17 protein-coding genes are annotated in these 18,874 nt (G+C 72.8%); 7 read left to right on the forward strand and 10 right to left on the reverse strand.

The window, feature by feature from the left end; all coding sequences use genetic code 11:
* Positions 1-317: 317 nt before the first annotated feature.
* The 4 genes from ACIG0D_RS13985 to ACIG0D_RS14000 form a co-directional block, all read right to left on the reverse strand.
* Positions 318-1,640: a hypothetical protein gene (locus tag ACIG0D_RS13985; RefSeq protein WP_399799790.1), complete on the reverse strand. Its 1,323-nt coding sequence runs from the start codon at positions 1,638-1,640 to the stop codon at positions 318-320.
* A complete protein-coding gene (locus tag ACIG0D_RS13990; RefSeq protein ID WP_399799793.1) occupies positions 1,637-3,544 on the reverse strand; it encodes a DUF3492 domain-containing protein in 1,908 nt (635 codons plus the stop codon). The genes ACIG0D_RS13985 and ACIG0D_RS13990 overlap by 4 nt, the downstream gene beginning before the upstream one ends.
* Before the next feature lie 200 nt (positions 3,545-3,744).
* Positions 3,745-4,845 (reverse strand): DUF3152 domain-containing protein, encoded by a 1,101-nt coding sequence (locus tag ACIG0D_RS13995; RefSeq protein WP_399799796.1) that lies wholly within the window; start codon positions 4,843-4,845, stop codon positions 3,745-3,747.
* 761 nt (positions 4,846-5,606) lie between these two features.
* On the reverse strand, positions 5,607-6,596 hold the full coding sequence (locus ACIG0D_RS14000; RefSeq protein WP_399799799.1) for an alpha/beta fold hydrolase: 990 nt from the start codon (positions 6,594-6,596) through the stop codon (positions 5,607-5,609).
* 243 nt (positions 6,597-6,839) lie between these two features.
* Here ACIG0D_RS14000 and ACIG0D_RS14005 point away from each other — a divergent pair, with 243 nt between their 5' ends.
* The 4 genes from ACIG0D_RS14005 (at position 6,840) to ACIG0D_RS14020 (ending at position 8,751) form a co-directional block, all read left to right on the forward strand.
* On the forward strand, positions 6,840-7,064 hold the full coding sequence (locus ACIG0D_RS14005; protein ID WP_399799801.1) for a hypothetical protein: 225 nt from the start codon (positions 6,840-6,842) through the stop codon (positions 7,062-7,064).
* 197 nt (positions 7,065-7,261) lie between these two features.
* Positions 7,262-7,924, forward strand: a complete 663-nt coding sequence (locus tag ACIG0D_RS14010) for a TetR/AcrR family transcriptional regulator (protein ID WP_365757802.1) — start codon at positions 7,262-7,264, stop codon at positions 7,922-7,924.
* Between the two features lie 145 nt (positions 7,925-8,069).
* The gene (locus ACIG0D_RS14015; protein ID WP_073940165.1) at positions 8,070-8,297 is read left to right on the forward strand and encodes a DUF3107 domain-containing protein; all 228 of its coding nucleotides are present in this window, start codon (positions 8,070-8,072) and stop codon (positions 8,295-8,297) included.
* Between the two features lie 184 nt (positions 8,298-8,481).
* On the forward strand, positions 8,482-8,751 hold the full coding sequence (locus tag ACIG0D_RS14020; protein WP_399799804.1) for a hypothetical protein: 270 nt from the start codon (positions 8,482-8,484) through the stop codon (positions 8,749-8,751).
* 216 nt (positions 8,752-8,967) lie between these two features.
* On the opposite strand, the gene ACIG0D_RS14025 is transcribed toward ACIG0D_RS14020, so the two are convergent.
* On the reverse strand, positions 8,968-9,729 hold the full coding sequence (locus ACIG0D_RS14025; protein ID WP_399799807.1) for a ferritin-like fold-containing protein: 762 nt from the start codon (positions 9,727-9,729) through the stop codon (positions 8,968-8,970).
* Positions 9,730-10,257: 528 nt separating this feature from the next.
* On the opposite strand from ACIG0D_RS14025, the gene ACIG0D_RS14030 reads away from it, so the two are divergent.
* Together ACIG0D_RS14030 and ACIG0D_RS14035 are read left to right on the forward strand one after the other, a co-directional pair.
* On the forward strand, positions 10,258-12,828 hold the full coding sequence (locus ACIG0D_RS14030) for a DEAD/DEAH box helicase (protein ID WP_399799809.1): 2,571 nt from the start codon (positions 10,258-10,260) through the stop codon (positions 12,826-12,828).
* 85 nt (positions 12,829-12,913) lie between these two features.
* Positions 12,914-13,792, forward strand: a complete 879-nt coding sequence (locus ACIG0D_RS14035) for an alpha/beta fold hydrolase (RefSeq protein WP_399799811.1) — start codon at positions 12,914-12,916, stop codon at positions 13,790-13,792.
* Between the two features lie 83 nt (positions 13,793-13,875).
* Here ACIG0D_RS14035 and ACIG0D_RS14040 read toward each other — a convergent pair whose 3' ends face one another.
* Complete coding sequence (locus ACIG0D_RS14040) at positions 13,876-14,781, reverse strand: NYN domain-containing protein (RefSeq protein WP_399799814.1); 906 nt, start codon at positions 14,779-14,781, stop codon at positions 13,876-13,878.
* 228 nt (positions 14,782-15,009) lie between these two features.
* On the opposite strand from ACIG0D_RS14040, the gene ACIG0D_RS14045 reads away from it, so the two are divergent.
* Positions 15,010-15,162 (forward strand): hypothetical protein, encoded by a 153-nt coding sequence (locus ACIG0D_RS14045; RefSeq protein WP_166002179.1) that lies wholly within the window; start codon positions 15,010-15,012, stop codon positions 15,160-15,162.
* Positions 15,163-15,274: 112 nt separating this feature from the next.
* On the opposite strand, the gene ACIG0D_RS14050 is transcribed toward ACIG0D_RS14045, so the two are convergent.
* From ACIG0D_RS14050 to ACIG0D_RS14065, 4 genes are all read right to left on the reverse strand, one after another.
* Entirely contained in the window at positions 15,275-15,880 is a 606-nt protein-coding gene (locus tag ACIG0D_RS14050; protein WP_399799817.1) for a MarC family protein, read from the reverse strand.
* 99 nt (positions 15,881-15,979) lie between these two features.
* The gene (locus ACIG0D_RS14055) at positions 15,980-16,840 is read right to left on the reverse strand and encodes a PHP domain-containing protein (RefSeq protein WP_399799820.1); all 861 of its coding nucleotides are present in this window, start codon (positions 16,838-16,840) and stop codon (positions 15,980-15,982) included.
* Between the two features lie 128 nt (positions 16,841-16,968).
* Positions 16,969-17,622, reverse strand: a complete 654-nt coding sequence (locus ACIG0D_RS14060) for a DUF6758 family protein (RefSeq protein WP_399799823.1) — start codon at positions 17,620-17,622, stop codon at positions 16,969-16,971.
* Between the two features lie 182 nt (positions 17,623-17,804).
* The gene (locus ACIG0D_RS14065; protein WP_399799825.1) at positions 17,805-18,389 is read right to left on the reverse strand and encodes a suppressor of fused domain protein; all 585 of its coding nucleotides are present in this window, start codon (positions 18,387-18,389) and stop codon (positions 17,805-17,807) included.
* Positions 18,390-18,874 lie beyond the last annotated feature (485 nt).

An 18,874-nucleotide genomic window follows, 5' to 3' on the forward strand; every position in this document is an offset into this window, starting at 1 on the left:
CTGTCCGCTCACTGCGGCAGATCCGCCGACTGCGGCACGTCCGTTCACTACGGCAGGTCCGTTCACTACGGCAGGTCCGCTCGCTCCTGAGGGAACGCCGAACGCGCCGGTGGCTCCGGGCGCTCCGGGGTGTCCGGGTCGGGAGGTGGTCATCTGGTGTTCTCCTTCGAGGGGGTGGTGCGGCTGCCTGCGGCGGCCTGGCCGGGCGCCGACGGCGGCGGATGGATGGTTCGGGGCGGCGGCACGGCCGAGTGGCCGGTGCGGCGCCGCGGCACGGCCACGTGGCCGGTGCGGCGCCGGGCGCGGGACGGCGGCGGTCAGCATCGGGCGTCCCTTCCGGCGTGAGCCGGAACCTGGGCCGAGGCGTGCGCCGACGCGCGCGTGAGCCTGCGGCCCGCGTGGATCAGCAGAGTCAGGGCACCGGCGCCGCAGACGAGGACCGGGACACTGCCCGCGCCCCAGGCGTCCAGGAGGCTCTGAACGGGCACCGCGAGGAGTCCGCAGCCCGGCAGGCGGGCGGCGAACAGACCGGCCACGGCCAGTGCCTCGGCCGTGGCCGCGACCCCGAGGACCAGCGCCGGGGCGTGGCGAAAACCGTGTGCGGCGAGCAGCCGGGCGAGCAGCAGGAGGGCGCCCAGGGTGAGGGTCCGGGCGTGGTCGGCGGGCTCGTCCAGGGCGGCGGCCGTGAGGGCGTGGAGTCCGGCCAGGGCCGCCAGGTACAGGGCGAACGCGCCGAGCAGCAGCGGCCGTACGGCGGTGGCGAACTCCTCCAGGCCACGGCTGGCCGTCAGTCTGCGCCGCGCGCCGGCCGTCAGCAGGTAGGCGCTCCAGGCGGCTGGGGCGCAGGAGAGGGCGAGGGCCGGCAGGATGGCCGGGTCGACCGGCCAGGAGGAGTCCGGGCTGCCGGTCGGCAAGGTGTCGGGACCACCGGTTGCGGCGGCGGTCAGCAGCCCGTCGCCGAGGACGGCGTAACCGAGGAGCCAGCAGGTCCAGACGCGTAGGCCGGTGGCCGGGGGTGTGGGCGTCGGGCGGGTGCGGTACGCGCTCAGCGGGCCGCGGGTCAGGGCGGCGCGTACGGCGAGGGCGAGGGCCGCCATGCCCACGGCGGCCACGGCGAGGCGCATCTGCCCCTCGGTGAGGCGCAGGCCGGCCAGGGTGGCGACGGCCACGGCGCCGGGCAACAGGGTGCGGACGACCCACTCCGCGCGCACCCGCGGGGCCGTGGCCGGTTCGGGGCGCTGAGGCGCGTCGGCGTCGCGCGGGACGCGGGCGAACATCTCCTCGGCGAGGGAGAAGACGTCCCGGTGGCGGAAGCGGGCGGCGGTCCGGTCGGTGATGCCGTGCGCTTCCAGTCCGGCGGCGATCTCCAGCGAGTCCACGGCGCGCTCGCACAGCTCCCGGTGACGGTGCATCAGGGCCTTGACGGGGTCAGCGTTGCCACGGCGGGGGGCTAAGGCGGGCCTACGGCCGCCCGCGGCGGCCCCAGCGTCTCTCGCGGGCGCCCCCGCCGGCGCATCACTCGCTCCATCCGCCGTCTCTCCCCCCTCCGCGCCCCCCACCGTCAGCCACTCCTCCGACCGCGCATCCCACGCTCCGGGACTGCCGGGCGTCCCGGGCCGGTCCAGCTCGACGTCCCTCATCGGACCCCCTCCGTCCCAGGCACGGCGGACACGGCAGCCCCACCGGAAACCCCTGACACACCGGAGACGCCCGACACGGCGGACACAGCCGACACACCCGAGACCGCCGACCCCGCGCCCACGGCCGCCGCCGCGCCGCGCACCGGCGCCCACTCCCCCGCCCACCCGGGCCCCCGCACCCCACGCCCCACCCCGCGCACACCAGCTCCCTGGACCGCGCCTGCTTCCGCGACCGCCCCGGCTACACCTCCCGCGCCCGCGACCGCGACCACCCCCGCTCCCCGCTCCACCGGCCCGGTCCACCGCCCCGCCACCCGCGCCTCCGCGGGCACGGCGAACGGCAGCGGTTCCCCGCTGTCGTCGAGGACGATCCGGCGGACCGGACACTGCGCGACGATCTCGAGATAGATCCCATGGAACGCCGCGATGTTCTGCTCGACGGTGAAGAGTTCGAGCGCCCGGGCGCGCGCCGCGGCCCCCAGGCGCGCACGGCGCTCGGGGTCGCGCAGCAGCGCCACGCACGCCTCCGCGAGCGCCCTCGGATTGCGTGGCGGCACCACGAGCCCTGTGCCGCCGATGATCTCGACCACCGCGCCGACGTCGGTCGACACGGTCGCGCGGGCGCAGAACATGGCCTCCACGAGACTGATCGGGAAACCCTCGACGACGCTGGACAGCACGGTCACCGCACCGGAGGCGTACGCCTCGGCGAGCGTCGGGACCTCCGGGTCACCGATCTCCTCGAAGGAGACCGGGTTGTCGCCGACGGCGTGCGGGCCGTCGGCCTCGTCGGGGAAAAGCTGTGCGGCGAGCGCCCGGCAGTGGGCGAGATAGGCGGCGCCCTCGGCTCCGGCGGGCGCGCCGATGATCCTCAGGCGGGTCTTCGGCTCCTCCTTGCGGACCTCGGCGAAGGCGTGCAGCAGCGAGATCAGGTCCTTGGCCGGTTCTATCCGGCCGACCCAGACCAGCGTGTCGGGGTCGGCGTTCTCCGGCGCCTCGCCCACCTCCGCGAAGGGGGCGGCGTCCATGCCGGGGTAGACGGTGCGCAGCTTGGCGCGGTCGGCGCCGCAGCGTTCCTGCCAGCGGCGGGCGTGCGCGTTGCCGGGTGTGATGCGTTCGGCCCGCCGGTAGATCTCGGCGGCGAGCCGGCCGTGGAAGGCGGCGGCCAGGGCGCGGACGGCCGGGGCCTGGTCTCCGGCGGCGAGGTAGTGCGTCCGCAGCCGCACGCCGTACTCGGTGACCAGCAGCGGCACACCGTGGAAGTGGCGGGCGAGGAGTCCGGGCAGGGCGGCGGCGCCGCCGGAGGCCGCGTGGCAGAGGTCGACCGAGCCGAGCCCGTCGTCCTCGTACCAGTCGAGCGAGAGGGGGCGCAGGGCGCGTTCGAGGTGTGCGGCCACGGCGAGCAGATCCGGTACGCGCGCCGCGCGCGCCGTCCGGGGTGCGCCGGGTGCGCGACAGGCGCGCTCCAGTGCGCGGACGGCGGTCTCGGAGCGGAGCGCACGGACCAGCCCGCCCTCCTCCCGAGCGAGGTCGGCGAGCCCGTACAGCGCGTTGGCGAAACGGTCCGCCTCAGTGGCGGAGACCTCCTCCGAGAGCCCTACGGCATCCGCGGAACCGGCGCACAGCGCGACGGCCAGCTCCCCGTACGCCTCCTGGAAGCGGCGGCGCGCGCGCCGCCCGTGGACGATCCCGTCGTCCTCCGCCGTCCACAGCGGTGCCGTCCGCACTCGGTCGACCTGGGGCGGGAGGGGGATCCAGCCCTCGCCCTCCTGACGCTCGCTGAGGCTGAGCGCGTAGACGTCGAACTCGTGCTGCCCGAGCCCGCGCACCAGCCGGTCGCACCAGATCCTGGCATCACCGCTCACATACGGATAGCCACCCTCCGTCAGCAGTCCGATGCGCACGCGTGCACCCCCGATCTCCCGTTTGGGGAGCCGCCGTCGGCCGGCGGCTCGCAGCGGGACGAACGTATGCGGACAAGCCGGTGGCGCGACGGACGGTTGTCCATCGCGCCACCAAAAGGGGTGAACGGTCGTAACTTTCCCGTGCGGTCCGCGTTTTGTCGCGCTAAGAGATCACGCGCGTACGGATGGTCACGGGCGCGTCAACTTCGCGGGTATGGCCAGGGGTTGGGCTTGCAGCGGATGCCGTCGTACTCCAGGAACTTGGTCTGCTGCTGCATGACCGGGGCGAGGTCGCCGTCCTTGTCGCAGGTCACGTGCGAGTAGCCGAGCCGGTGGCCGACCTCGTGGTTGATCAGCATCTGGCGGTAGGCGTGGATCTCGTCGCCGTACGTCGGCGAACCCTGCGCCCAGCGGTAGGCGTTGATCATCACGCGCTCGGTGGCCGCGGAGTCGCAGGAGACGTTGTCGATCGTCGTGTCGAGGCCCGACTTGGCGCACCAGTCGGCGGTCGTGCCCGGGCTGGCGAGGGTGATCACGAAGTCGACCTCGCCGGAGTAGACGCGCTCGAAGGTACGGCCGCCGTTGTGCGCCCAGCTGCGCTCGTCGTTGAGGGTCCGCTGCACGGCCTGCGCGAACAGCTCGCCGTCCAGCCCGAGCCCCTGCTCGACGTCCACCCGGTAGGTGTACTTGTCGCCCGTGCCCGGCGCCTTGTCGATGCCGGGGATCGCCTCGAACTCCCCGTAGCCGTCGAGCGACGGGCTCAGCGGGTATTTCAGGGCCATCTTCTGCTCGTACGTCAGCGGCGCCACCGGGCTCGGGGACCCGGACGGCGTCGGCCGGCCGTCGCCCCGCGAGGGGGCGCCGTGGTGCCCGCGCGCCTTGTCGGCGCCGGCCTGCGACCGTACGGCGTCGGCGTCCCGGCCGTCGGCGACCTGCCCGGCGACCACGACGGCCAGCACGGTGGTCACCGCGGCGGCGGCGACTCCGGCGAACGCCCGTCCCTTGCCGCCCCTCCCGCGCGCGGGCTCGCCGGCGGGCGGGGTGTCGTCGCCGCCGCCGTCCCGGCCGGGGACGGAGGCGTGCGGATCCCCCGTGGGCGTACGGCGGGTGAAGACGTCGTCGGCCGCCTCGTCCGCGGCGAAGGCGTCGAGGTAGTCCTGCCGCGGGCTCGCCGGGCCGGTGGAGTCCGTCGGGCCCGTCGTGGGCCGCTGCTGCGGTATCCCGGCACCGGGCGCCCCCGGACTCCGCAACTCCCCCCAGCCGCCCCCGGGTTCCCGCTGCTCGGGGTGCCCGCCGCGCACGTGGGTGCCGTCAGGGAACCTGTGGACACCCTGCGCGGGCGTCCCGTCGGCAAACCGAGGCAAGCCTTGAGCCGGCGTGCCATCAGGGATCCGAGGCACACCGTGCGCCGGCGTCCCGTCGGAGAACCGCCCCACGCCCTGCGCCGACGACGTCCTGCCGGGGAAGCGCGGCACACCACCGGCCGGCGTCCCATCCGGAAACCGGGGCACACCACGAGCGGGCGTCCCATCCGGAAACCGCGGCACACCACCAGCCGGCGTCCCATCCGGAAACCGGGGAACGCCGTGCGCCGGCGTCCCGTCGGGCATCCTCGGTACGCCATGAGCCGGCGTGCCATCGGCAAAGCGAGGCACGCCCCGCCCGGGCGTGCCCTCGGGAAATCGCGGGACTCCATGGGCCGGCGTCCCGTCGGGCGATCTCCGGCCGCCGCGCGCCGGCCCCCCGCCAGGATGCCCGGGCACGCCGGAAACCCTCGGCACACCCTGACCAGAAGCCCCACGAGAAGCCGCGGGCCCTACAGGCCCCACAGTCCCGGCAGGCGCCGCAGACCCGGCAGACCCCAAAGGCCCCGGCCCCGCAGCCCTTCGTCGACCCGTCCCCAAAGCACTGGCGCCGGCGGTCCCGTCCTGGGACTCCTCGGACTCCCTGGATCCCTTGGCCTCCTCGGACCCGTTGGGATCCTTGGACCCCTTGGAATTTTTGGACCCCTTGGGATCCTTGGGTGCCGGCCCGCGGCGGCTGTGGCGTCCCACGTGGCGTCTCAGCTCCCCGCGTCGGTGGACTGGGCGGTGTCACGGGCGGCCTGTGCGGCCAGCAGGTCGCGGAACGCGGCGGCGACCGTCTCCGGGTACTCCATCATCGCCACGTGCCCGGCGTCCGGCAGGGTGACCAGGCGGGAGTCGCGGAAGGAGCGGGCCGCCTTCTGGGCCATGCGGAAGCCGACGAGCTGGTCGCGCCCGCCGTAGACGAGGAGCGTCGGGGCGAGCACCCGTTCGGCCTGGCGCCACAGTCCGTGCTGCCCGCCGAGGGTGTAGGCGTTGACGATGCCCCGCGCGGAGCGCGCCATCGCGTCCCAGAAGTACGGCAGTCGCAGCCGCCGTTCCATCTCCTCGACCGCGTTGCGGAAGCCCTCCGGCGACACCCGGGAGGGATCGCCGTAGCAGAGCGCCGTGACCCCGCGGACCCGCTGCTCCGCCGTCCAGCCCTGGGTGTACCGGGTGAACAGCGCGGCCACTCCGGGCAGTGCCAGCAGCGCCGTCGGGACCGCGCCGCGCTGCACCCGCAGCTCCGGCAGCGCGGGCGAGACGAGCGTCAGCGTCCGGACGAGATCGGGCCGCACCGCGGCGACCCGGGTGGCGATCGCGCCGCCGAGGGAGTTGCCGAAGAGGTGGACGGGCCCGCGGCCGGAGGCGTCGAGATAACGGATCACCGCGCGCGCGTGCCCGGTGACCGAGTAGTCGCCGTCGTCCGGCGGCGGCGAGTCGCCGAAGCCCGGCAGGTCGAGGGCCTCGCTGTCGACGACGTCCTCGAGCAGCGGCATCAGTGCCGACCAGTTCAGCGAGGAACCGCCGAGGCCGTGGACGTAGAGCGCGGGCGGCAGCCCTTCGCGCGCGGTCGGCCGGGAGCGGACCGAGAGGGTGATCCCCGGCAGCCGGACCGACCTGAGCCGTTCGCCCTCCGCGACCCGGACGGGCGCGACCTTCGGGAGCACGTTGGCGGTCGGCGCGAAGGCGGGCTCGGTCGAAGACATGCGGCAATGTTACGAGGTGATCACGTCGTGGTTCATGTGTTCGCCATCACAGGGTGCAGAGTCGTTTCAGCACCACTGGAACGGACGGATTCACGGACCACTGCACACAACGGGTTACGCGCGGTGTGACGATACGGACGCGGATCGCATAGCGTCCTGATCGAGTGTCTCCTAGGCTCGTACAGAGGGCACCCGCGTGTGGCCCCTGCTTTCCCAGGGACGTTCGTAGGAAGGGAGCCCATCATGGCCGTAGACCCCACCGACCCCGAGACCTTCGAGAACGGCGACGGGGAGGAAACCCCGGTGTTCGACGTCGAGGCCCCCGAGGTCGACGCGGCGGAACAGCACGCGGAGGTGAAGCCGGACCGCGACGACCCGCTGACCGGGGTGAGCCCCGACCGGGCCAACGAGGCGGATCTCGTCGAGCAGGCCCGCGTGGTCTCTCTCGACGAGGACGACTACCGGTGATCCGCGCGGACGCGCGGCACCGCTGAGCAGGAACGGGGCCGATTTTTGCCCGCTCTGCATCTGTTTGAAACCTCTTGTGCCGTTTTCGCCACCGTCCGGTACGTGAAATTCTGCGTGCGCAGCGCGCACGACACGGTTACCGAAAAGTACGATGGCGGCGCGGCGCACACCGCATGTGGACGACTTTGGGAGGCGGCGTGACAGCCATCGAGCAGACAGAGGCGGCACGCCCGCGGGGTACGCGCCTGCCGCGCCGTGCCCGACGGAACCAGCTGCTGGGCGCCGCTCAGGAAGTCTTCGTGGCGCAGGGCTACCACGCGGCCGCGATGGACGACATCGCCGAGCGCGCCGGCGTCAGCAAGCCGGTGCTCTACCAGCACTTCCCGGGCAAGCTCGACCTCTATCTCGCACTGCTGGACCAGCACTGCGAGTCCCTGATCCAGTCCGTGCGCAACGCGCTGGCGTCGACCACCGACAACAAGCAGCGCGTACGGGCGACGATGGACGCGTACTTCGCGTACGTCGAGGACGACGGTGGCGCCTTCCGCCTGGTCTTCGAGTCGGACCTGACCAACGAGCCCGCCGTGCGCGAGCGCGTCGACAAGGTCACCAACGAGTGCGCCGAGGCGATCTGCGACGTCATCGCCGAGGACACCGGGCTGTCCCGCGCGGAGTCGATGCTGCTCGCCTCGGGCCTGGGCGGCCTCGCCCAGGTGGTGGCCCGGTCCTGGCTGCACAGCGACCGCAGTGTGCCGCGCGACCAGGCGGTGCAGCTGCTGGCGTCACTCGCCTGGCGGGGCATCGCGGGCTTCCCGCTGCACCACGGCGAACAGAACCACAACGAGCAGCCGCACCACTGACGCCACGGGCGGGGCGCGTTTGTTCCCGTCCGCTGTTCGCTCCTGGCGTTCTCGCGCGGAGCGTGCGCGTCCCCTCACCGGGCTAATGTGTGCTGGGTACGGCGCGGACGCCCGCGCAACACTGACCGTTCGGAGGGACATAGCCGTGGAGGTCAAGATCGGCGTGCAGCACGCGCCCCGCGAGATCGTTCTGGAGAGCGGTCAGAGTGCCGAGGAGGTCGAGCGCGTGGTGGCCGAGGCACTGGCCGGCAAGTCGCAGCTGCTGAGCCTCGTGGACGAGCACGGCCGCAAGGTCCTGGTCCCGGCCGACCGCCTCGCCTACGTGGAGCTGGGCGAGCCGGCGCCGCGCAAGGTCGGCTTCGGCGCGCTGTAGGCGGGCGCGGACGCGACAGTCATACGACGAGGGCCCGCCGGGTGTCACACCCGGCGGGCCCTCGTCGTGCGCGGCGCACACGAAAGGCACACGCACCCTCCACAGAGGGGATTGGATTCCGCAGGTCAGGGGTAAGACGGGCTGTGACCGTTAGGGCAGGACGGCCACGTGGGAGGACCCCTACATGCTCTTGGAAGCCTTCAGCTCCGCGATCCTCGGCCTGGTCCTGGCGTGGGCGTACGTCCACCGGCTGCCGCACCGTCTGCCGGCCCGTCCCCTGGTGCTGTCGACGGGTGTCGCCGGCGCGCTCTTCGGCGCGTTCCTCGCCCACGGCGCCCTGGACGCCGGGGGTTTCCTGCTCACCCTGATCGGCGCGGCGGTGGTCGCCGTCGCCTCGCTGTCGCTGCTGCTGCGCCCGGCGGGAAGACTCCGCCGCCACTCGGCGACGGCCTGAGCCGCCGCCGCACCGCCCCACGCCTCCGCAGAGGACGACGACGGCACGACGGGAACCCCGGCTAGCCGCCGCCAGTGGCACCTTCGAAACGAGGGAGCCGCAACGAAGGGGCACGGGGAACTGCGCGAGAACCGACGACGGCCCGCACCCCGAAAACCGACAGACCGCCCTACGGCGGGACGCGCCTCAAACCCCGGCCCGCACCCGGGATTCGGCTCAGGCCGCCAGCCCCAGCGCGGCCATCCGCTTGGTGTGCGCCTCGGTGATCCGCGAGAACATCCGCCCGACCTCGGCCAGGTCGAACCCGTCCGCGACACCCCCCACGAGCATCGTCGACAGCGCGTCGCGCTCCGCGACCACCCGCTGCGACTGCGACAGCGCCTCGCCCATCAGCCGCCGCGCCCACAGCGCGAGCCGCCCGCCCACGCGCGGGTCCGCGTCGATCGCGGCGCGCACCTTCTCCACGGCGAACCCGGCGTGCCCGGTGTCGTCGAGCACGGCCAGCACCAGCTCGCGGGTGTCGGAGTCCAGCCGGGCCGCGACCTCGCGGTAGAAGTCGCTGGCGATCGAGTCGCCGACGTAGGCCTTGACGAGGCCCTCCAGCCAGTCCGAGGGCGCGGTCTGCTTGTGGAAGCCGTCCAGCGCGGCGACGAACGGCTCCATGGCCGCGGTCGGCTCCTCGCCGATCTCCGTGAGCCGGCCGCGCAACCGCTCGAAGTGATGGAACTCGGCCGACGCCATCTTCGCCAGCTCCGCCTTGTCCTCCAGGGTCGGCGCCAGCTTGGCGTCCTCCGCGAGCCGTTCGAACGCGGCGAGCTCCCCGTACGCGAGCGCGCCCAGCAGGTCCACCACCGCGGCCCGGTACTGCGGGTCGGCGGAGGCCGTCGCCCAGTCCTGGGCGGCGACACCGGTGTGGGCGGCGGCGTCGGGGGTGTCGGCGGCGTGCGCAGGCTTGTCAGAGCTCGTCATGAAGCGCACAATAGCCCGCCCGCCGCGTCGCGGAAGTCCCTGGTCATTCAGTGTGACAACGACGACCCGCGGGACCACCTGACTGACCGCGTGATTCGGTGTGACGACGACTACGTGACCGAATCGGCCATCGCATGTGCGCGAATCCGGGGTATGGTGGTAATGCGCCTGCTGGTACGTCGGCTGATTCCGCCGTGCCTCGACAGGCCGCACGTATGAGGATGCCCGGTCGGTGGCCCGATCGGCTCCGACCCGACAGCTCTCCCTGACCGTACGGCACAACGCGTACGACGATCGGAGGGAACCCTCAGCGGTACGAGCGCTAGAGCGTCGGCGCGGTCCCGTGCCCCACGGCCCGCCCGTAAGGCAGCCGACGTCCCCCGGCACGGTCTGACACGACCCCCCGCGCTCGCCTCGCACCGCCCACACAGAAGAGGCAGCACCCTGACTACGACGTTCCGAGAGCTCAGGATCCTTCCCGAGACCGCCGAGGCCCTGGAAGCCGTCGGCATCGTCACCCCGTTCCCCATCCAGGAGATGACCCTCCCCGTCGCCCTCGCCGGCACGGATGTCATCGGCCAGGCCAAGACCGGCACCGGCAAGACGCTGGGCTTCGGCCTTCCGCTCCTCGAGCGCGTCACCGTCCCCGCCGACGTGGAGGCCGGGCGCGCCGCGCCCGAGGCCCTGACCGACGCCCCGCAGGCCCTCGTCGTGGTTCCCACGCGCGAGCTGTGCACCCAGGTCACCAACGACCTGCTGACCGCGGGCAAGGTCCGCAACGTGCGCGTCGTCGCGATCTACGGCGGCCGGGCCTACGAGCCCCAGGTGGAGGCCCTGAAGAAGGGCGTCGACGTGGTCGTCGGCACCCCGGGCCGGCTGCTCGACCTCGCGGGCCAGAAGAAGCTCGACCTGAGCCACGTCAAGGCCCTCGTGCTCGACGAGGCCGACGAGATGCTCGACCTGGGCTTCCTGCCCGACGTCGAGAAGATCATCAACATGCTTCCGGCCAAGCGTCAGACCATGCTGTTCTCGGCGACCATGCCGGGCGCGGTCATCGGCCTGGCCCGCCGGTACATGAACCGGCCCACGCACATCCGCGCCACCGCGCCGGACGACGAGGGCGCCACGGTCGCGAACATCAAGCAGTTCGTCTACCGCGGCCACTCCCTCGACAAGCCGGAGATGATCGCCCGCATCCTCCAGGCCGAGGGCCGCGGACTGGCGATGATCTTCTGCCGGACCAAGCGCACCGCCGCCGACATCGCCGAGCAGCTCCAGCGCCGCGGCTTCGCGGCCGGCGCGGTCCACGGCGACCTCGGCCAGGGCGCCCGCGAGCAGGCGCTGCGCGCCTTCCGCAACGGCAAGGTCGACGTCCTGGTCTGCACCGACGTCGCCGCGCGCGGCATCGACGTCGAGGGTGTCACCCACGTCATCAACTACCAGTCGCCCGAGGACGAGAAGACGTACCTGCACCGCGTCGGCCGCACCGGCCGGGCGGGCGCCAAGGGTACGGCGATCACGTTCGTCGACTGGGACGACATCCCGCGCTGGCAGCTGATCAACAAGGCGCTGGACCTGAACTTCCACGACCCGGTCGAGACGTACTCCACGTCCCCGCACCTGTTCGAGGACCTCGGCATCCCGCCCGGCACCAAGGGCGTCCTGCCGCGCGCCGAGCGCACCCGCGCCGGGCTCGACGCGGAGGAGCTGGAGGACCTGGGCGAGCCGGGCGGCCGTGGCCGCGGGCGCGGTGCCCGGGGCGGTCGCCGCGACGGCCGCGACGAGTCCCGCCCGGCCGAGCGGGAGCGCTCGGAGCATTCGGAGCGTACGGAGCGCGCCGAGCGTATGCCGCGCCGCCGCCGTCGTACGCGCGGCGGAGCCCTCGTCGACGCGACGGCCCAGACGCCGTCCGCCACCACCGCACCGGAGGCCCCGGAGGCGGCCGGCTCCCCCGAGTCGGTCACCGAGTCGGTCACCGCGCCGCGCACTCCGCGCCGCCGTCGCCGCACCCGCGGCGGCGCCCCGGCCGGACAGGCGGCCCCGGCCGCCACGGCCGAGGCGACGGCTTCCGCCGCCGAGGCCGCGGTGGCCACGGCGGAAGGCCCGAGCATCCTGGGCACCCCCGAGGCGTCCGCGGAGACCTCCGAGGCGCCGGCGAAGCCGCGCCGTCGCCGTACCCGCCGGTCCACCGAGACGGCGACGCCGGCCGAGGCCACGACGACCGTCGAGACCGCGGCGCCCGTCGAGCCGACGGCCCCGGTGACCGCGCCCGAGCCGCAGGAGGCGCCCGCCCAGGCGGCGGTCGACACCGCCGAGGGCACGGAGACCAAGCCGAGGACCCGCCGCACCCGTAAGGCCACCGCGTCCGCCGGGGCCACCGAGGCCGTCGAGGCACCGGTCGCGGCGGAGGCCCCGGAGGCCGAGGCCAAGCCGAAGCGCACCCGCAAGACCGCGGCTGCGGCCGAGGCTGCGGTCGACACCGCCGAGGGCACCGAGGCGAAGCCGAAGACCCGCCGTACGCGGAAGGCCGCCGAGGCCGCCGTCACGACGGACGCTCCGGAAGCCGAGGCCAAGCCCAAGCGCACCCGCAAGACCGCGGCTTCGGCTGCGGCCGAGGCGGCGGTCGACACCGCCGAAGGTGCCGAGGCCAAGCCGAGGACCCGCCGTACGCGGAAGGCCGCCGAGGCCGCTTCCGCGGAGATCCCGGCTCAGGCCGCGGCGGAACCGGAGGCCGAGGCCAAGCCGAAGCGCACGCGCAGGACGGCCGCCACGGCCGAGGCGGCCGTCGACACCGCCGAGGGCACCGAGGGCACCGAGGGCAAGCCGAAGACCCGCCGTACGCGGAAGGCCGCCGAGGCCGCCGTCACGACGGACGCTCCGGAGGCCGAGGCCAAGCCCAAGCGCACCCGCAAGACGGCCGCCGCGGCCGAGGGCGCCGAGGCCAAGCCGAGGACCCGCCGCACCCGCAAGGCCACCGAGGCCGCCGAGCCCGTGCCCGCCTCCGCGGAGATCCCGGCGCAGGCCGCGTCGGAGCCGGAGACCGAGGCCAAGCCGAAGGTCCGCCGTACCCGTAAGGCCACGGCCGCCGCGGAGCCCGTGGAGAGCTGACCGGCGCCGACAGGCACCGCAGACGACGGCCCGGCCCACCTCGCGTGGGACCGGGCCGTCGGCGTACCCGCGCTAATCTCCCCCCGTGACCACCCCCGCCCCCCTCGCCCCGCCTCCCGGTGCCCGCGCCTACCCCCTCCGGACCGCCCGCGGCGACTTCGCGGTCGTGGACATGCCCCCGCTTCCGGATACCGAGCCGCGCGGTGTCGCCCTGCTGCTGCCCGGGTTCACCGGCAGCAAGGAGGACTTTCACCTGATGCACGAGCCGCTGGCCGCGCGCGGGTACCGGACGGTCGCCGTGGACGGGCGCGGCCAGTTCGAGTCGAAGGGGCCGGAGGACGACGAAACGGCCTACGCTCAGGGCGAGTTGGCGCAGGATGTGCTGGCGCAGGCCGAGGCCCTGGGCGGGGGTGCGCCGGTGCATCTGCTCGGGCACTCGCTCGGCGGGCAGATCGCGCGCGCGGCCGTACTCCTCGACCACTCCCCCTTCGCCTCGCTCACCCTCGTCTCCTCGGGTCCGGCGGAGATCTCCACCGCGCAGCAGTCCCGGGTGAAGCTGCTGCGGGACGCGCTGGCCGTGCTGTCGATGGCGGAGGTGTGGGAGGCGATCCTGGCGATGGGGGCGCCCGAGGACGTCGGTGGGCCGGCGCGCGGGCTGGGCGGCCCGGAGCAGCTGCGCCGCCGCTGGCTGGGTCACTCGCCCGCGCAGCTCAGGGCGACGGGACAGCAGCTGTGCACGGAGCCGGACCGGGTCGGCGAGCTGGCCGCCGTACCGCTGCCGTGCCATGTGCTGTCCGGCACCCGGGACGAGACCTGGCCGTTGCCGTTGCTGGACGAGATGGCAGGCCGGCTGGGCGCGCACCGCACGGTCGTACCGGGCGCGGAGCATTCGCCCAACCTGGACCAGCCGCTGCCGACGGCCCGCGCGGTGGCCGATTTCTGGGACGAGCACCCGTCCGGCTGATCCCGCGGGTGTCCCGGGCGCGGGGCGCTAGGGGGTGTCTCGTCGATCAGGCCGGGCTCCCGGCGTGATCGACGAGACACCCCCTAGTACAGCGTCTGCAGGTGCTCCCAGAACCCGTCCCGCAGCGCCCGCCGCAGATCCGCCTGGCCGCGCAGGGAGTACTGGAGCATGCCCTCCGCCTCCACCAGCAGGTCCTGGTCGACGGAGCCGGGCAGGTAGGGGTGGCCGGGCAGCAGCTCGACCAGTGCCTCGCGGCCCCGCGAGGACAGCCACTTCGCCGCGATCTGCGCGCCGACGAAGCGGACGTCCTCCCGGGCGGGCCGGGCGGCGGTGTTCGCGTCGTAGGCGGCGGCGGTGCGCCGGGAGACGTACGGCTTGAAGAAGTCCAGGTCGAGGGTGCGCTGGCTGTCGACCTCCCAGAGCAGCGGTTCGGCCTGGTTGCGTCCCTCGGGTGCCTCGATGCCCCACAGGTGCACCCGCGCGCCGTAGCCCTGGGCCGCCTCGACGGCCGAGACCAGGTCCTCGTCGCCGCCGAGGAGGGCGGCGTCGCTGATCGCCCGGTGCCGGGCCAGGGACTCCAGATCGGTCCTGATCAGGGAGTCGACGCCCTTCTGCTGGTTGTTCGCGTTGAGGTTGCCCAGGCGCACCTTGACGTCGGGCAGCTCGGCGATGGTCTGCTGCTCGGCGGTGTGGATACGGCGGCGGGCGCCGTCGTACCAGTAGACGCGCAGCAGCCTGCTGTCGGCGAAGACGGTGCGGGCACGGTCGATCAGGGCGTCGATCAGGCCCTCGGCGTCGAGGTCGAACGCGCGGCGGTCCTCGGTCCCGGCGACGAGGCGTCCCGCGGCCGCGTAGAGGTACCCGGCGTCCACGAAGATCGCATGGGTCGAGGGCGTCTTCGCCACCTCGGCGAGCATGCGCTTCAGCAGCTCGTTGGTCCGGTCGAGGCGGTCGGCCAGCGCCGAGAGGTCGTCGTTCATCGCTTCCATTGTCCGCGCCGTCACAGTGTGAACACAACCGGTCCCGGTCGGTCTCGGAGCGTAAGCGATCGAAACGCTTACCCGTCAGTAATTAGTTGTTCGAAAAATTTCTTTAGCGTAGGGAATGTTTGTAACAAGCATCGCGTTGCATCCGTATGGAACCCGGGGCACCGTCGCTCCGTGGGCCATCCACCAGTAGTTCTCCTCAGGGAGGATGACCAGACGAAGGGAGAAGCCATGCGCTTCGAGATTCTGCGACTCGACGACGTCGACGGCACGCCCGTGGACACCACCGTCGTGGACGCCGCCTCCGTCAACCGGATCGTTCAGCAGGCCGCCGCGATCGGCCAGCGCCTGTGGATCCGTCCGGCCGACACCCCGGCCTCGTAACCCACCCACATGCTTGAGAGCCCCGTACGGCATGACGGCCGTACGGGGCTCTGTTGCGTCCGATCGGGGGACGGCCGGGACCGGGATCACATCACCGGCCGCCGCGCCCCGGTCAGGCGCCCTGGATCACCTGGGTGACGCCGTTGATGATCTGCTGCACGGCGATCGCGGACAGCATCATGCCCGCGAGCCTGGTCACCAGCACCACGCCGCCGTCCTTGATGACCCGGATGATCAGCAGCGAGTACCGCATCACCAGCCACAGCACCACGTGGATGGCGAGGATCGCCGACCACACCGACAGCTGCATGCCGACGCCGTCGGCCTTCTGCACGGCGAGGATGACGGAGACGATCGCACCCGGACCGGCCAGCAGCGGCATGCCCAGCGGCACGAGGGCGACGTTGACGTCCTTGGTCTGCTTCGGCTCGTCGGTCTTGCCGGTGAGCAGGTCGAGCGCGATCAGCAGGAGCAGCAGACCGCCGGCGATCATCAGCGCCGGGACGGACACGTGCAGATAGTTCAGGATCTGGTGCCCCAGCACGCCGAAGACGGTGATCACACCGCCGGCCACGCAGACGGCCTGGAAGGCCATCCGCTTCTGCACCTTGGCGGGCCGTCCGGCGGTCAGGGCGAGGAAGATCGGGGTGATCCCAGGGGGATCCATGATGACAAAAAGGGTCAGGAACAGAGAACCGAAGACGGCGATGTCGAACATGGGTGAGCTACAGGCCTTGCACTGAAAGAGAGAAAGAGGGCGTGAGGGGATGAGGGGGAGCGGACGGCACGTGCCGCGCCCCGCGATCGCTCGGATCGCTCAGATCGCTCCGCCGGTCCCCGGCACCGGGAACGCCCCGGTCGCCCGCCGGGTGATCTCCCCGTACACCTCGGGGTCGGTCGTGTACTCGCCGAGCACACAGGTCTTGCGGCTGCCGTGGTAGTCGCTGGAGCCGGTCACGAGCAGCCCCAGCTCCTTGGCCAGGCCGTGCAGCCGCGCCCGGGTGTCCGGGTCGTGGTCCATGTGGTCGACCTCGATGCCGTCGAGGCCCGCGGCGGCCATCTCGGCGATCGCGGACTCCGGCACCGTACGGCCGCGCTTGGCGGCCCCGGGGTGTGCGAACACCGCGACCCCGCCCGCGCCCTTGATCAGCCGGATCGCCTCGAAGGGATCGGTCTCGTGCTTCTCGACGAAGGCCCGGCCGCCGTCGGCGAGCCAGTCCTGGGTGAACGCGTCGCTCACGGTGTCGACGACACCCAGCTCGACCAGCGCGGACGCGACATGCGGCCGCCCCACGGACCCGTCCCCGGCGATCCGCGACACCTGCTCCCAGGTGACCGGCACGCCCAGCTCGTTCAGCTTGGCGATCATGCCCTTGGCCCGCGGCACGCGGTCGTCGCGCACCAGCTCCCGCTCGGCGAGCAGGGCGGGCTCCTCGGGGTCGAACAGGTAGGCCAGCATGTGCATGCTGATGCCGTCGACACGGCAGGACAGCTCGGCCCCGGTGACGAGGGTCAGCCCCCGCGGCAGCGCGGCGATCGCCTCGGCGTGGCCGCGGGTCGTGTCGTGGTCGGTCAGCGCGACCACGTCCAGACCGGCCGCGGCGGCCTTGCGCACCAGCTCGGCGGGGGTGTCCGTACCGTCGGACGCGGTGGAGTGGGTGTGCAGGTCTATGCGCACGACGCGTACTCCAAGCGGGTGACGACACGGAAGGGACACCCAAGGATAGCCGCAACCGACCCCCCGATGTCACACCCGCTCCGGGCCTGCGCCCTTTACACACCCGTCATGTCACCGTCCCCCGACGGTCACCCTTCGGGCTCGGGCGACAGCAGGCGCGGGGACAGCGCCCCGCAGGGCACCAGCTCCATCTCCGCCCCGGCGTCCCGCAGATCCGTCAGCACCAGCTCGTCGTACATCAGCAGGCCCGACTGCTCGGGCCAGACGACGGCCCACAGCCACATCCCCATCGCCTCGCCGGCGAACACCGCCCGGTCGTCCGGGGTGCCGGAGACAAGCCAGAGCGGGGTGGGCCGGCCGGCGGCGAGCACCTTGGCCTGCGGCGGCTTCTCGACGTCCACATACGGCCCCGGGTCCGGTCCGTCGATGCCCGCGTACCGCGCGCCGAGCCCGACGCCCAGCTCCTCCGCGATCAGGATCAGCTCGCCGACACCGCCGAGCGGGCTGGGTCCCGAGCAGGCCAGCGCCGTGGCACGGCCACCGCTGCGGTCGTCGCCCGCGCAGAGCACACCCGTGTAGAGCCAGCCGATCGGCAGCGGCCACGGCATCCACACCGGCACCTGGGCGCGACGTACCACGACGGTGAGGGCCTCGACGCTGGGCGGCACCACGGGTTGCAGCGGATAGACCGCGCCATGCACATCGCACTGCCACGAGTCGGCAAAGAGTCCGGGCGCCCTGACCCGGCCACCGCACTTCGGGCAACTGGGTTCGCCCCTCATAGGGCTCCACGGTCCTACCCGCGCCGCGTCACGTCAAGGACGATCACCCGTCCGGACGGAAATGGGGGCCGGGGCAGGGTGAAGCGGCGGCAGGAGGGCAGGCGGATCAGTCGACGTTCGCACGTTCAGATGTTCGGCCGTTCGCCAACTGACCGGTGCCGGCCGGGGGTTGGTGAGATGGGTCACCCGAGCGGGACGGAGGCGCGCAGCGGATCGCGCAGGTCCGTTCCCTGGTTCAGCCAGCGTTCCTGGAGGGCCTGGGCGCCGTGCACCCGCTTCCAGGCGGCCTCGTTCGGGGTCATCGGCAGCAGCGGCAGGAACCGTACGGGGTCCATCGGAGCGTCCAGTTCCAGATCCTCGACCAGGCCGCCCGGTTCGGCGACCAGCACCGAGGAGAACGGGGCGCCCGGCCACAGCGGCTCCCCCACGTCCAGCGACGCGCCCGGGGCCACGACCACACCCTCGACCTGCGGGGACGCGGCGAGCACGGCCAGCGGGCGGAGCACCTTGTCGGTGTCGGCGAGCCCGGCGCGCACCGAGAGGACCAGCTCGGCGCGGGGGCCCTTGACCGGGTCGGCGAGCACCGCGGTGGGGTCGGTCATGGGCTGGGCGGACATGCCGAGGGTGGCGTAACGGACGATGTCCCCCTCGTGGAAGCGCAGCACCTCGATCCGGTCCGTGCCGAGGAAGGTGACCGCGGCGCGGGCGTCGGGCTCGCCGAGCGCGGTGCGCAACCGGGCTTCGACCAAAGGAAGAACATCAGCCATGCGGCGAGCATAGAACTCGTCAGGACCGGGCAAAGCAACGCCTTGACACTTCAGTCGGCTGATACTCTTGGCCGGTGGTCGGGCAGCACGCGGCAAGCGTGCGGGTGAAGTCCCGACGCCACGGGAACCCTCTAGGGGGTTGGGATCGTCCCTCAGCAGGGACCGGCCGGAGGAGGTGGGGCTGTCATGGATCGAAGTCGACCGTGCAGTAGCACCCGCTCTTCCGGTCTCTGATGTAGCTGCTCTCGCTCTGGCTGGTTGCCGCCTTTCGCATGCGCGCCTTCATCCGGGTCACCCGGAAGAGCACTTCGTTTCGCTCTACCTGATCTGTCTGTTCTGTCTGGTCTGCATCAGCAGCTGACTCAGTAGCGAAGCTCGCCACCGCGACGGTGCGGTGCTCCCCGCTTTGTGGACGTGCCAAACATCCGCAGTCGAGAAAACGTCCTCATTCCGGGTAGTTCCACTCGTCGTCGGCGGTCTTTCGT

Source organism: Streptomyces sp. NPDC052773 (genome assembly GCF_044547145.1).
Lineage (GTDB): Bacteria > Actinomycetota > Actinomycetes > Streptomycetales > Streptomycetaceae > Streptomyces.

Bases quoted from the DNA above. Each gene is read 5' to 3' on its own strand.
- ACIG0D_RS13985 (WP_399799790.1), bottom strand. From the start codon at position 1,640: ATGAGGGACGTCGAGCTGGACCGGCCCGGGACGCCCGGCAGTCCCGGA.
- ACIG0D_RS14000 (WP_399799799.1), bottom strand. From the start codon at position 6,596: ATGTCTTCGACCGAGCCCGCCTTCGCGCCGACCGCCAACGTGCTCCCG.
- ACIG0D_RS14005 (WP_399799801.1), top strand. From the start codon at position 6,840: ATGGCCGTAGACCCCACCGACCCCGAGACCTTCGAGAACGGCGACGGG.
- ACIG0D_RS14020 (WP_399799804.1), top strand. From the start codon at position 8,482: ATGCTCTTGGAAGCCTTCAGCTCCGCGATCCTCGGCCTGGTCCTGGCG.
- ACIG0D_RS14030 (WP_399799809.1), top strand. From the start codon at position 10,258: ATGACCCTCCCCGTCGCCCTCGCCGGCACGGATGTCATCGGCCAGGCC.
- ACIG0D_RS14040 (WP_399799814.1), bottom strand. From the start codon at position 14,781: ATGGAAGCGATGAACGACGACCTCTCGGCGCTGGCCGACCGCCTCGAC.
- ACIG0D_RS14045 (WP_166002179.1), top strand. From the start codon at position 15,010: ATGCGCTTCGAGATTCTGCGACTCGACGACGTCGACGGCACGCCCGTG.
- ACIG0D_RS14050 (WP_399799817.1), bottom strand. From the start codon at position 15,880: ATGTTCGACATCGCCGTCTTCGGTTCTCTGTTCCTGACCCTTTTTGTC.
- ACIG0D_RS14060 (WP_399799823.1), bottom strand. From the start codon at position 17,622: ATGAGGGGCGAACCCAGTTGCCCGAAGTGCGGTGGCCGGGTCAGGGCG.
- ACIG0D_RS14065 (WP_399799825.1), bottom strand. From the start codon at position 18,389: ATGGCTGATGTTCTTCCTTTGGTCGAAGCCCGGTTGCGCACCGCGCTC.